Source organism: Oerskovia enterophila (assembly GCF_001692445.1).
Taxonomy (GTDB): Bacteria; Actinomycetota; Actinomycetes; order Actinomycetales; family Cellulomonadaceae; genus Oerskovia; species Oerskovia enterophila.
In genome coordinates this window covers 77,014-89,642 of the sequence record NZ_MAQA01000013.1, presented here as the reverse complement: position 1 = coordinate 89,642, position 12,629 = coordinate 77,014, and the positions used below count along the sequence as shown (strand labels likewise).

The 12,629-nt window shown below is 74.4% G+C and carries 11 protein-coding genes; 5 read left to right on the top strand and 6 right to left on the bottom strand.

Annotated features, from left to right (window positions below; translation table 11 throughout):
- Window positions 1–411 precede the first annotated feature (411 nt).
- The 4 genes from OERS_RS07460 (at window position 412) to OERS_RS07445 (ending at window position 7,775) form a co-directional block, all read left to right on the top strand.
- Window positions 412–1,218, top strand: coding sequence for a hypothetical protein (locus OERS_RS07460; protein ID WP_056764928.1), 807 nt, complete (start codon window positions 412–414; stop codon window positions 1,216–1,218).
- The gene (locus OERS_RS07455; protein ID WP_068625303.1) at window positions 1,215–2,918 is read left to right on the top strand and encodes a DNA polymerase Y family protein; all 1,704 of its coding nucleotides are present in this window, start codon (window positions 1,215–1,217) and stop codon (window positions 2,916–2,918) included. The genes OERS_RS07460 and OERS_RS07455 overlap by 4 nt, the downstream gene beginning before the upstream one ends.
- On the top strand, window positions 2,911–6,642 hold the full coding sequence (locus tag OERS_RS07450) for an error-prone DNA polymerase (protein ID WP_068625302.1): 3,732 nt from the start codon (window positions 2,911–2,913) through the stop codon (window positions 6,640–6,642). The genes OERS_RS07455 and OERS_RS07450 overlap by 8 nt, the downstream gene beginning before the upstream one ends.
- 170 nt (window positions 6,643–6,812) lie before the next feature.
- Window positions 6,813–7,775, top strand: coding sequence for an aldo/keto reductase (locus OERS_RS07445; protein WP_068625301.1), 963 nt, complete (start codon window positions 6,813–6,815; stop codon window positions 7,773–7,775).
- Between the two features lie 181 nt (window positions 7,776–7,956).
- Here OERS_RS07445 and OERS_RS07440 read toward each other — a convergent pair whose 3' ends face one another.
- The 3 genes from OERS_RS07440 to OERS_RS07430 form a co-directional block, all read right to left on the bottom strand.
- A complete protein-coding gene (locus tag OERS_RS07440) occupies window positions 7,957–8,421 on the bottom strand; it encodes a GNAT family N-acetyltransferase (protein WP_068625300.1) in 465 nt (154 codons plus the stop codon).
- Window positions 8,422–8,563: 142 nt separating this feature from the next.
- Window positions 8,564–8,800 (bottom strand): hypothetical protein, encoded by a 237-nt coding sequence (locus tag OERS_RS07435; RefSeq protein WP_068625314.1) that lies wholly within the window; start codon window positions 8,798–8,800, stop codon window positions 8,564–8,566.
- Between the two features lie 229 nt (window positions 8,801–9,029).
- Window positions 9,030–9,671: a TetR/AcrR family transcriptional regulator gene (locus tag OERS_RS07430; protein ID WP_068625299.1), complete on the bottom strand. Its 642-nt coding sequence runs from the start codon at window positions 9,669–9,671 to the stop codon at window positions 9,030–9,032.
- A gap of 50 nt (window positions 9,672–9,721) precedes the next feature.
- On the opposite strand from OERS_RS07430, the gene OERS_RS07425 reads away from it, so the two are divergent.
- Window positions 9,722–10,111 (top strand): DUF952 domain-containing protein, encoded by a 390-nt coding sequence (locus OERS_RS07425; protein WP_068625298.1) that lies wholly within the window; start codon window positions 9,722–9,724, stop codon window positions 10,109–10,111.
- 140 nt (window positions 10,112–10,251) lie between these two features.
- On the opposite strand, the gene OERS_RS07420 is transcribed toward OERS_RS07425, so the two are convergent.
- Genes OERS_RS07420 through OERS_RS07410 form a run of 3 tightly spaced genes read right to left on the bottom strand, consistent with a single transcriptional unit; the run spans window position 10,252 to window position 12,626 of the window.
- Window positions 10,252–10,668, bottom strand: coding sequence for a hypothetical protein (locus tag OERS_RS07420; RefSeq protein WP_068625297.1), 417 nt, complete (start codon window positions 10,666–10,668; stop codon window positions 10,252–10,254).
- On the bottom strand, window positions 10,665–11,597 hold the full coding sequence (locus OERS_RS07415) for a Gfo/Idh/MocA family protein (RefSeq protein ID WP_068625296.1): 933 nt from the start codon (window positions 11,595–11,597) through the stop codon (window positions 10,665–10,667). Before OERS_RS07415 ends, OERS_RS07420 begins: the two co-directional genes overlap by 4 nt.
- A gap of 57 nt (window positions 11,598–11,654) precedes the next feature.
- Window positions 11,655–12,626 (bottom strand): serine protein kinase RIO, encoded by a 972-nt coding sequence (locus OERS_RS07410; protein ID WP_248948439.1) that lies wholly within the window; start codon window positions 12,624–12,626, stop codon window positions 11,655–11,657.
- Window positions 12,627–12,629 lie beyond the last annotated feature (3 nt).

Here is a 12,629-nt window from a genome sequence, read left to right as displayed (position 1 = left end):
CGACGAGGCCGGCGAGGACCCCCAGGACCGTGCTCACGGTCCTGGGGGTCCTCGCCGGCCTCGTCGCGGTCGGGGTCTATGCGATGCTCGCGATCCGGGCCCTTCCGCGCGCCGAGTGACGTCGGTCGTCGTTCTCTCGAGCGCGGCTTGAGGGTCTGGCCTCGTCCGTGCCGCGCGCGAAGGGCTGGAATCGTTGGAACGGCGCCGATTCCCGACCAAGGGTGAAGTGGCGAGTGAGGCTTCCGGAATGCCCGGATGTCCGGTCGATAGTTGCGCACTCGTCGAACTATCAACCACCACTTGACCCCCTGTGCGGAGCGGCCCGGGCGAGTTGACACCCCCTCGGCGAGGGCGTGTACTGGAAGTGTTCGAACACCTGTTCGAATGTCTTTCGAGCGTGCAGGAGGTGTCATGACCCTGGTCGACGACGCCCTCCTGGAGGTCCTGGGCAGCTCCGCGGTCACCGCTGCGCGCGCGGCGACCGAGGTCCCCGATCCCCTCGCGCCCGCACGCCCCGCAGGTTCCACGCACGCCGAGCGGGCCCTGCTCGCCCGGTCGGTGCTGCGCCGCGCCGAGCTCTCTGCCCGGCGGGCGCCGGGGGCCACGGGGGAGGAGAAGCTCCTGCCGGTCCCGGAGGAGCTGTCCGGCCTGCTGCCCTTCGGCGGGCTCCAGCGCGGTACCGCCGTGGTGGTCGACGGCTCCACCTCGCTCCTGCTCGCGCTGCTGTCCGAGGCCTCGCGCACGGGGGCCTGGACCGCGATGGTCGGCTTCCCCCGCCTCGGCGTCCTCGCGGCGGCCGAGGCCGGGATCGACCTCGGCCGCGTCGCGCTCGTCCCGTCCCCAGGACCGGACGCCGCGGCCGCCGTCGCGGCCCTGCTCGACGGGATCGACGTCGTCGTGGTCGGGCCGCAGGCCGCACTGACCGACGCCGACCGCCGTCGCCTGACCTCGCGTGCCCGCGAGCGCGGCAACCTGCTCGTCGCGGCACAGCCCTGGGCCGGTGCGCACGTGGTCCTCACTGTCCGCGCGGGGACGTGGTCGGGCATGGACCAGGGCGCCGGGTACCTGCGCCGGCGCCGGCTGACGGTCGAGCGCAGCGGGCGGGCCGGGGCGGCCCGCAGCATCGAGCGCCAGGTCGAGCTGCCGCTGCGCGCGCACGCCGTGAAGAACCCGCGGCAGGTCGAGAAGACCCCGCCCGGCCTCCGGCTCGTCGGATGAGCACCGAGGCCACGGCCACCCGCACCGCGGTCCTGTGGGTGCCGGACTGGCCGGTCGTCGCGGCCATGGGGTCGGCCCAGGTCCCCGCGCACGTGCCGGCGGCCACGCACGACGGCCGTCGGGTCCTCGCGGTCTCGGCCACCGCCCGGGCGCAGGGCGTGCGCCGGGGGATGCGACGCCGTCGGGCGCAGGAGTGCTGCCCCGAGATCGAGCTGCTCGACGCCGACGACGGCCGCGACGCGCGCGAGTTCGAGCCCGTCGCGCTCGCGGCCGAGACCGTGGTCGCGGGCATCGAGGTCGCGCGCCCGGGACTGCTGCTCCTGCCCTCGGGTGGCCCCGCGCGCTACCACGGCACCGAGGAGCGCCTCGCCCAGGTGCTCGTCGAGCGGGTCGCGCGGGACACGGGTCACGAGAGCCAGGTCGGTGTCGCCGACGGGATCCTCGCGGCCGTGCTCGCGGCGCGGGCCTCGTCGGTCGTGCCCGCCGGGACCTCGCGCGCCTACCTCGCCCCGCGCCCGCTGGGCGAGCTCGCGCACGTCGTCGTGGGTGACGCCCAGCCCGTCGCGCAGCTCGTCGACCTCCTGGGACGGCTCGGGCTGCGGACCTTCGCGGACCTCGCGGCCCTGCCCGCCGCGAGCGTGCTGTCCCGCTTCGGCGACCTGGGTGCGTGGGCCCAGCGCCTGGCCCAGGGCGAGGACCTGCGCCCGCCCGCGAGGCGCCGCGTCGAGGCGGACGTGGCCGTCGAGTGCGAGCTCGACCCGCCCGCCGAGCGCGTCGACGTCGCGACCTTCGCGGCCCGGCGCCTCGCCGAGGACCTGCACGCCCAGCTCGTCGAGCGGTCGTCGTCGTGCGGTCGGCTGCGCATCACGGCCCGTACCGAGGACGGGCGCGAGCTCGAACGGACCTGGCGCTGCGACGACGGGGCCATGGGCGGGCTCACCGCGGCCCGGATCACCGACCGCGTGCGCTGGCAGCTCGAGGGGTGGCTCACGGCGTCGCGCGTCGCACTGGGGCAGCGGCAGCGCCAGGAGCAGCAGCGACGAGGTCCGCGGCGGGGGGCTCGGGAGACCGGGCCGGACGGCGACGTGGCGTACGACGACCCGCCGGACCTGCCCGAGGACCGGCCCTCGCCGCTCGTGCGGCTCGCGATCACGGCGGAGGAGGTCGTGGCCGCGGGGGTCGAGCAGCCGCGCCTGTGGGGCGCGTCGAGCGGCGAGGACGCGCGCGCCCAGCGCGCGCTGGGCCGTGTCCAGGGCCTCCTGGGCGGGGACGGTGTGCTGAGCGTCGTCACGCAGGGCGGGCGCGACGTCCACGACCAGGTGCACCTCGCCCCGTGGGGCGACGCGGCCCCTGCGCCGCGGCGCGCGGACCTGCCGTGGCCGGGGCGCCTGCCCGAGCCCGCGCCGGCCCTCGTGCTGGACGTCCCGGAGGACGTCAGCGTCCTGGACGACGGCGGAGCGCCCGTCCGCGTGGACGTGCGCCTCGCGATGAGCGCACCGCCCGCGACCGTGCGGTGGGAGTCGGGACGTCCGCGCTCGGCCCGCGTGCTCGGCTGGGCCGGGCCGTGGCCGCTCGCCGAACGGTGGTGGAGCCAGGCGCCGCGCCGGCGGGCGTACCTGCAGGTGCTGCTCGACGACGGCCGGGGCGTGCTGCTCGCGAGCGCCCAGGGGCGCTGGACCGTGGAGGCGGTCTATGACTAGGCCCACCGGCTCGGGTGCCCGTGCGGGCGGGGCGCCCCGCTACGCCGAGCTGCACGCGCACTCGGCGTTCAGCTTCCTCGACGGCGCGAGCCACCCCGAGGAGCTCGCGGCCGAGGCGGCGCACCTGGGCCTGTCGGCGCTCGCCGTGACGGACCACGACGGCCTGTACGGCGTGGTCCGCTTCGCGACCGCGGCGCGCGCGGTGTCCTTGCCGACCGTGTTCGGTGCCGAGCTGCACCTGCCCGTCGCGCCGACCCCCGGCGCGGCCCCCGTCCTGGACGCGCCCACGGGCGTGCCGGACCCGCGGGCGTCCCACCTGCTCGTCCTGGCCCGCGGCCCGGACGGGTACCGCAACCTGTCGAGCGCGATCGCGACCGCGCACCTCGCGACGGGTCGCAAGGGCGCGGCCGACTACCGGCTCGACCAGCTCGGGGAGCAGTCGGGCGGCCAGTGGCTGGTCCTCACGGGCTGCCGCAAGGGCGCGGTGCGCTCGGCGCTGCTCACCGAGGGGCCGCAGGCCGCTCGCCGTGAGCTCGACCGGCTCGTCCAGGTCTTCGGCCCGGACAACGTGGCCGTGGAGATCACCGACTCGGGCGACCCTCGCGACAGCGACCTGTGCGACGCGCTCGCCGGGCTGGCCGCGGACGCCCGCCTGCCGCTCGTCGCGACCGGCAACGTCCACTACGCACGTCCCCGCGACGCACCCCTCGCGGGGGCGCTCGCGGCCGTGCGCGCCCGGTCGTCGCTCGACGACATGGACGGCTGGCTGCCGGGAGCCCCCACCTCGCACCTGCGCTCGGCAGCCGAGATGCTCGACCGGCACCGCCGCCACCCGCAGGCCGTGGCCACGGCCGCGGAGATGGGCGCCGAGTGCCAGTTCGACCTGCGCCTCGTGGCCCCCGAGCTGCCGCCGTACCCGGTCCCGGACGGGCATGACGAGAGGTCGTGGCTGCGCGTGCTCGTGGAGAGGGGCGCCACCGACCGCTACGGCCCGCGCGACGCCGAGCACGAGCCCGGTGCCTGGCACCAGATCGACCACGAGCTCGGGATCATCGAGCAGCTCGGGTTCCCCGGGTACTTCCTCATCGTCTACGACCTCGTGGAGTTCTGCCGCGCGCGCGGCATCCTCGCCCAGGGGCGCGGCTCGGCCGCGAACTCGGCCGTCTGCTACGCGCTCGGCATCACGGCCGTGGACGCCGTGAAGCACGGTCTGCTGTTCGAGCGCTTCCTCGCGCCCGAGCGCGACGGGCCGCCGGACATCGACGTCGACATCGAGTCGGTGCGCCGCGAGGAGGTCATCCAGTACGTGTACGAGCGGTTCGGGCGCACGCACGCGGCGCAGGTCGCGAACGTCATCTCCTACCGACCGAAGTCCGCGGTGCGGGACGCCGCGCGGGCCCTCGGGCACGACGTCGGGCAGCAGGACGCGTGGAGCAAGTCGATCGAGCGGTGGGGGTCGCTGCGGGGGCCGGACCCGTCGAGCCCCGCCGCGGACCGGGCGGCCCGGGAGCGGGCCATCGCCCGGCGCGGTGCGCACGGGGCGGCCCCGGCGGGGGCCTCGACCAAGGCCCCCGCCGGGGCAGCCTCGACGCCCGGCGGCCCGCCCGTCGTCGTGACCCGCACCGCGGCCAAGGACGCCCGCACGGCCGAGGTCTGGGGGACCGGCGAACCCCGGCAGGGCAAGCAGGGCCGGCAGGGCCCGTCACAGCAGCGTCCGGACCGCCCGCACGCGGGTCACCCCGACTGGACCCCGGACCTGTCGGGTCGCGTCGTCGACCCGCTGGCTCACGACGACGCGGACCGGCGGGACGACCCCACGCTGCGCTCCGACGACCCGCACGACGTCGTGCCCGCCCACCGCCCGCCGTCGGCCGCCGAGGACGGCGAGATCCCGGCCCCGGTGCTGAGCCTCGCCGAGCGCATGCTGCGCCTGCCCCGGCACCTCGGCATCCACTCGGGCGGCATGGTCATGTGCGACCGCCCCGTGATCGAGGTGTGCCCGGTCGAGTGGGCGCGCATGGAGGGGCGCACGGTCCTGCAGTGGGACAAGGAGGACTGCGCGGACGCGGGGCTCGTGAAGTTCGACCTCCTGGGCCTGGGGATGCTCACGGCGATCCGGGTAGCGTTCGAGCTGATCGCCGAGCACGAGGGCCTGGACCTCGAGCTGCACTCGCTGCCCGACGAGGACCCCGCGGTCTACGACCTGCTGTGCGCGGCGGACACGGTCGGGGTGTTCCAGGTCGAGTCGCGAGCCCAGATGGCGACGCTGCCGCGCCTGCAGCCGCGCACGTTCTACGACATCGTGATCGAGGTCGCGCTCATCCGCCCCGGCCCCATCCAGGGCGGCTCGGTGCACCCGTACATCAACCGGGCGCGCGGACGGGAGGAGGTCACGTACCTGCACCCGTTGCTCGAGAAGTCGCTCGCCAAGACGCTGGGCGTGCCCCTGTTCCAGGAGCAGCTCATGCAGATGGCGATCGACGTCGCGAGCTTCAGCGCGGCCGAGGCCGACCAGCTGCGCCGCGCGATGGGGTCCAAGCGGTCGGTCGAGCGCATGGAGGCGCTGCACGGGCGGCTCCTGGCGGGCATGGCGAAGAACGGGGTCGCCCCGGACGTCGCCGAGCAGATCTTCGACAAGCTCAAGGCGTTCGCGGACTTCGGGTTCCCCGAGTCGCACGCCTACTCGTTCGCGTACCTCGTGTACGCGAGCGCGTGGCTCAAGGTGCACCACCCGGCCGCGTTCTACGCGGGCCTGCTCGCGGCGCAGCCCATGGGGTTCTACTCGCCGCAGTCGCTCGTCGCGGACGCGCGCCGTCACGGGGTCGCGGCGCTGCGCCCGGACGTCAACGCGTCGGGCGTCAAGGCGGGGGTCGAGCGGCTGCCTCGCGTGCCGGCGAGCCGGGCGGAGAAGGAGGGGACGCCGTCGGGCAGGGACGTGCGGCCCGACGGCGCCGCGCCCCGACGTGGTCCCCTCGCCCTGCGCTCTCCCGCCCCGCCCGACGGCGCCCCGCACCCCGACCTGTCCCTCGCGGTGCGCATGGGGCTGGGGAGCGTGCGCGGGGTGGGGGACCCGGTCGCGGAGGCGATCGTCGCGGCGCGTGCGGACGGACCGTTCACGGACCTGCGAGACCTGGTGCGACGCGTCGACCTGACCACGGCCCAGCTCGAGGCGCTCGCGACGGGCGGCGCGCTCGAACCCCTGGGCGTGGCCCGGCGCGAGGCGCTCTGGGCCGCGGGAGCGCTCGCCCAGGAGGGCCCGGACACGCTGCCGGGCGTGTCGGTCGGGGTCGAGGCGCCCACGCTGCCGGGCATGAGCGAGATCGAGACCGCGGTCGCGGACGTGTGGGCCACGGGCGTCTCGACCGACTCGTACCCGACCCAGTACGTGCGCCCCGGGCTGCGCCGGGCCGGGGTCATCACGGTCGCGGAGGCGGTCGACCACGAGGCCGGTCGGCGGGTCGCGGTCGGGGGAGTCGTGACCCACCGTCAGCGCCCCGGGACGGCGGGCGGCGTGACGTTCCTGTCGATCGAGGACGAGACGGGTCTGCTCAACGTCATCTGCACGCCCGGCCTGTGGCAGCGGTTCCGGCGGGTCGCGCGGTCGTCGCCCGCGCTCGTGGTGCGGGGGCGCCTCGAACGGGCAGACGGCGCCACGAACCTCCTCGCGGAGCACCTCGCGCCGCTGTCGTTGCAGGTCGCGTCCCGGTCGCGGGACTTCCAGTAGCCTCCGGAATTCCTGTGTCGGCCACGATGTTCGTTGCTGGGGCTGGAGGCCTGACGGCCGCGGGAAGGGCCTGGCAGTGCAGGGGTGGCTTGAGCGACCGGCGTGTTCTCTGTCCAGTAGTGTCGGCGGCACGCCGCCCGCTGACAAAGCCTTCCTGAGGAAGTGACGCCTTGCTAGCCCTGAACAGCCCTGTCCCGTTCGTCCTCGGGACACTGCCTTTCGGCTCACGAGTGGACCGTGCGACGTCGTACGCGGTGCTTGACCGGTTCAGGGAGGCCGGTGGTCGGCACCTGGACACGGCGAACAACTACGTCCAGTGGGAGGAGGGGGCCACGGGCGACGAGAGCGAGGTGCTCCTGGCCGAGTGGTTCAGCGCTCGACCCGGGGCTCGTGACGAGATGGTGGTGGCCACCAAGATCGGTGCCCGCAGCGATCCTGCGCGACCAGGCGGGTTTCCTGCTGACATGGAGGGGCTGTCGCGCCCGGCGGTCAGAGCCGCGGTCGAGGGCAGCCTGCGCAGGCTCGGTATGGAGCGGGTCGACTTCCTGTACGCGCACGTGATGGATCCCGCCACCCCGCTTGAGGAGACGGTCGCCGCGTTGGCTGAGCTGGTGGCGGAAGGCCGGGTCGGTGCACTGGGCTGCAGCAATCACGACCTGGAGACGTTGAGCGCAGCACACCAGGTCGCCGAGGAGCTCGAGGTGCCGGGCTATTCAGCGGTCCAGCAACGCTTCACCTACCTGCAGCCGGCCCCTCGCACAGATTTCGGGGTGCAGCAGGTCGCCGACGCCGAGCTGCTGAGGTATCTCGCCGACCGGCCTGGGTGCACAGCAGTGGGATACTCGCCCCTGCTGTCTGGTGCCTATTCCCGACGGGATCGCATGCCGGCCGCCTACAGCGGGGCTGGCTCCGAGGCGCGGTTGTACGCGTTGGACCAGGTGGCGGACGAGCACGGGGTATCGGCTGGGCAGGTGGTGCTGGCCTGGATGCTCGAGCGCGAACAGCGGGTGGTCCCCGTGGTGGGGGTCAGCAGGGTCGCGCAGCTCGACGAGTGCCTGGCTGCGGCGGCACTCCGGCTGGACGCGGAGCAGCTGGCCAGGCTCGACCGTGCAGGCCTGGTACTGCAGCCGTAGATCTGCCCGGGTCGTGCGGCGGGGCCAGCCGAGATGCGACCAACGGGGGTCATCCCGCCGGAAGGGGCCCCGTTGGCCGCATCTCGAGCGACCCCGCGAGGCCGAGCACGAGGTTGTGGTCGCTCCGGGCGCCAGAACGACCACAACCTCGTGCTCGGCAGCCAACCGCAGGCCGTGACCGTCAGGCGAGCGGCTTGCGCATGCGGAAGTTCGTCAGTGAGACCCCGCGGAGCACGGGTTGGCGCTCCTCGACCACGACGAACCCGTGCTTCTCGAAGAAGGGGCGGGCCGTGAGGCTCGCGTACGTCGTGAGCTCGACGGCGCCGTGCTCGCGGGCCATGCGCGTCACGTGGTCGAGCAGCGCCGAGGCGACGCCGCGGCGGGTCACCGTGGGGTCGACGAACATCATGTCGACGTACCCGCGGTCGTCGACGTCGCTGAACCCGAGGACCTCGTCGCCCTCGACCGCGACGACCGTGTCGGTCTGCAGGCGCTTGACCGCCCAGACGTCGAGCGAGATGTCGTCCGAGCCCCAGGCCGCGATCTGCTCGGGCGAGTAGTCCTTGCTCGCCGTGACACGCACCGCGCGCAGGAACACGCGGAGCGTCGCTTCCGCGTCGGACTCGTCGTAGGCGCGCAGGATCATGGCGTCGAGCCTAGCCCCCAGACACGCCCGGCCGGCGGGCCCCTCCGCCGGGCCCGGGGAGCCGGCTCGACGGGGTGGTCGAGAGCGAGCCGGGACCGGCACGCCGTTGCGGGGACGTCCCGGACACAGGCGTCCCGGCGCGTCAGCCGTCCCGTGGGTCCGCCGCGTCGTCCGGTGCGCGGTCCGCACCCGCCGACAGCGACCACACCATGCTCGCGGTGAGTGCAGTGAGGACGGAGTAGATGATCAGGGCGATCCACGAGGCAGCGGACGCGTCGCCCCGGCTCGGTACCCAGACCTCGGCGTCCGGGCCCTGCGTGAGCAGCACGACGAGGGCGTAGACGGCCGCGCCGCCCGAGGCGAGCACGAAGGGGCTCATGGCAGCCAGCCAGAGGAGTCGTCGGCGGGTCATGGGTGTCCTGCATCTCGCTCTCGGTGGGGGAAGCTCCGGCGGGCCTCGCTCCGTGCGGAGTGGTCGCCAGTGGGGTGCCGGTCGACCCTATCGCCGACAGGCCCCGTGTCGACCTCCGGGCCTCGCAGAGTCCGGGGATCGAGACGCGTCGCGATCCGCGACGGGCTCGGTGCACGTCGCGGGCCGGGGCGGGAGGTCAGGGCGCAGGGGGTTCAGGACCCCTCACCACCTGGATCGCTCTCTGGGCGTGCTCGCGTGCCTGCGCGAGCGTCGGGGCTCCCTGGAGTCCGAGCAGCCGTCGCCGGTGGGGTTCGCCGAGGAGGAGCGTGTACAGGGCCTCTGCCCGGGACCGAGCGACCCTGCTGGCCGAGCCGTCGCCGAGCGGTCCGGCCAGCGCCGCGGCGAGCGCCTCGATCGAGCCGGCCGGCCCCCGGGCGTAGAACGTCGCGGCGAGGTCGGGGAACTGGGGTGCCTCGGCGATGACGAGCCGGTGCAGCGTGACGGCCTGGTCGCTGTGCAGCGTGTGGACGATCCGGGTCGCGAGCGCCTCCAGGTCCTCGCCGCCGGGCTGGGCCTCGCGCTCGTGCGCGTGCAGGCTCTCGACCGCTGCGACGAAGAGCCCGGCCTTGTCCGTGAACTGCTGGTAGATCGTCCGCTTGGTCACGCCGGCCTCCTTCGCGACGGCCTCGATCGTCGTGGCGTCGAACCCGCGAGCGCCGAAGAGCCGCGTCGCGACGTCGAGCAGCTCGGCGCGGCGGGCTGCCTGCTCGCCCTTGCGTGGGCGCCCAGGGCCGCGCGTCGCGGGAGGTCTCGTCGATCCGTCGTCCGTCGTCGTCATGCGTTAATGATACGGTCACGTTTCATTTATCGCACGCAAGGAGAACGCCGGTGGTTGGACACAGAGTGCTGCACGTCGCCTTCAGTGACGACTGGGAGGCCTGCGAGCGCTTCGGCGAGTACAACGTCGCCACGCGCAACACGTTGTACGAGGTCGCGGGATTCGTGCACGCGACGACCCTGTCCGGCCTGCCGTCGGTGCTGCACGGCCCGTACTCCGACGCCTCGATCCCGCTGGTCCTGGCCGTGATCGACGAGGGCTCCCTCGCGGACGAGGGCATCGAGGTCGCGTGGGTACCGGCCGACGGAGCCGGCGCGGTCCCGCGGATCCTCGGTGCCTTCCCGATGGACGAACGGACGGTCCCGGCGGTCGTCGAGCTCGGACGCGCCGACGGACGGTGGGTGGTCCCGGACCTCTCGGGCTTCTCCGTCCGTCCGTAGCGGGATCGCCGACGAGGGGTGTGCGCCGAGCGGGATCGGCTCCCGCTCAGCGCACACCGTTCCCGCTCAGCCGACCTCGCTCGTCAGCACCCCTCCCGGCCCGGCCCCGTCCTTCCGCGCCTCACCGCACGACGCAGCCCTCACGCCAACGGGTCCACGGGCACGACGACGCAGATCTGGAACGTGTCCCGGCCGCGCCGCAGCAGGTAGCGAAAGCTCTCGGTGTCGGCCTCGCCCGCCCACTCGTCGCGGTAGCTCCAGCGCACGTCGACCCACACGAGGCCGGCACTCGTGGTCCCCAGGGACCGGATCTGCGCGACCGCGCCGACGAGCCCGCGCTCGCGGTAGCTCTCTGCCGCGCCGCGGAAGGACTCGCGCACGGTCTCGGCGTCGCTGATGAGGACCGAGGCCTCGTCGGTCACGACCAGCGCAGGGAACGCGTACGTCTCGGCGATCGTGTCGAGGTCGCCGGCCGCGAGCGCCACGCCGTACGAGTTGAGGAAGGTCTGGACGTCGTCGTGGTCGTAGGCGGTCGCGTCGCTGGTGGGGGTCGTCATCCCCTCACGGTAGGCGCGGCGGGCTCGCCCGGCACGAGATGGGCAGGCCCCTCGAGTCCCGCGGTGATCGCGGCGAGCAGCGCGACAGGCCCGACGAGCCCGTCCGCCGCCTCGGACGCTGCCGTCCCGGTGACCTGCGCCAGGAAGTGCGCGAGGACCGGCTCGAGGTAGTCCGGCCCGACCTCCAGCTCGCCCTCGACGGACCCGCCCGTCGTGGTCACCACCGTGTGGAACGGTTGCGCGGGGTGCAGGGCCGGGTCCACGAACCGCAGGCGCACGACGACGTCGCGCCCGTCCGCGGTCGCCCTCACGGTCGCGGTCACGCCGTCCTCGTCCCGCCCGACGGCGGGTTCCCCCCACGCGAGGCCGGCGTCGCCGCCCAGCAGGGCGCGGGCCGTCTCGACGAGGTGGATGCCCAGGAAGAACAAGCCGTCGTGCGCCGACCCGGGGTCGGCGGGGCCGGTGACCGTCAGGTCCGTGACCTCCCCGAGCCCGGCCGCCTCGGCGCGCAGCCGCGCGACGCCGGGCATGAAGCGCAGGGCCGAGCACGAGAACAGCACCGCCCCGCTCGCGCGTGCCGCGGCCACGAGCTCCTCGGCGTCCGCGACCGAGGCGGTGAACGGCTTGTCGACCAGCACGGGCAGCCCTGCCCGGACGAAGGGCAGGGCCGCCGTGCGGTGGAGCCGGCCCGCGCGGTGGGCGACGATCACGGCATCGACCGATGTGACGTCGTCGGGCCGACCGGACCGCACCCGTGCGCCCGCCGCCGTGCTCGCCGCGGCGAGGTCCGCGACGCGCCCGGGCGAGCCGTCCGCGAGGACGGTCACCCGGACCCCCGGGAAGCGCCGCTCGACGTTCAGCAGGCGCACGTAGTGGTCGGCGTGCGAGGAGTCGAGCCCGACGAGTGCGACACGGACGTTCTGGGTCATCCGGTCATTCTCGCGGACGGTCGGCGCCCGGTCACCCGCCCCTGCGTCCTGGAGACCTCACCACGCCTGCGCGATGAGCTCGGCGAACAGCTCGCCCTCGTCGACGTCGAGCCCGCGCGAGCGGAACCACGCGCACATGGTCCGGCAGTCGCGCATCAGGAGGTCGGTGCCGTGCGGGTTCGCGACGAGGTCGAGCACCTGCGGCAGGTCGATGATGACGATCCGCTCGCCCTGGGCCAGGACGTTGTACGGCGAGAGGTCGCCGTGCGCGTACCCGTGGGCCGCCAGGGTTCCCATCGCGCCGCGGAGCTGGTCCCAGTAGGCCTCGAGCGTGCCGGCGTCGGGTCGGACGCGCGCCAGACGCGGGGCCGCGACCCGGCTCGCGGGCGAACCGTCGGCCTGGCCCGTGCTCGCGTGCTCCCCGACGAACTCCATGAGGATCTCGGTCCCGTCGATCTGGACCGGGTACGGGACGGGGGCCCCGGCGGACCACAGCATCGACAGCGCCGCGAACTCGGCGTTGGCCCACTGGGCGGCCGCGGCCTCGCGTCCGTACGAGGACTTGCGCTCGATCGCGCGACGGTCGCGCGATCGCCGGACCTGGCGTCCTTCGACGTACGCGGAGTCGCGGTGGAAGGCGCGGTGCTCGGAGCTGCGGTACCGCTTGGCCGCGAGCAGCGAGAACTGGCCCGGCTCGTCGGGCACGGCCCGTTCGAGCAGGAAGACGTCGGCCTCCTTGCCCGTCTTGAGGACGCCGAGCTCGGTGTCGATCGCGGCGTCGGCGGTCACGACCCACTCGGGGCGGGGGTCGGGGCCGCGCATGCCCTTCTCGACGCTCGACCACGTGGACCAGCGCTGGTCGGGGTCGAGGTCCGGGTCGAGGTCGGGCGCGTCGTCCTGGGCCGCGTCGCCCGGGAAGGGGCGGCCGCGTGAGGCGTCGTCGAACTCGTCGTGGAAGGCGGCGAACGCCTCGGCTCCGAACGCGCCGGCGAATCGGGGGAGTGCGGGAAGGTCGGTGTGCTCGTGCACGGT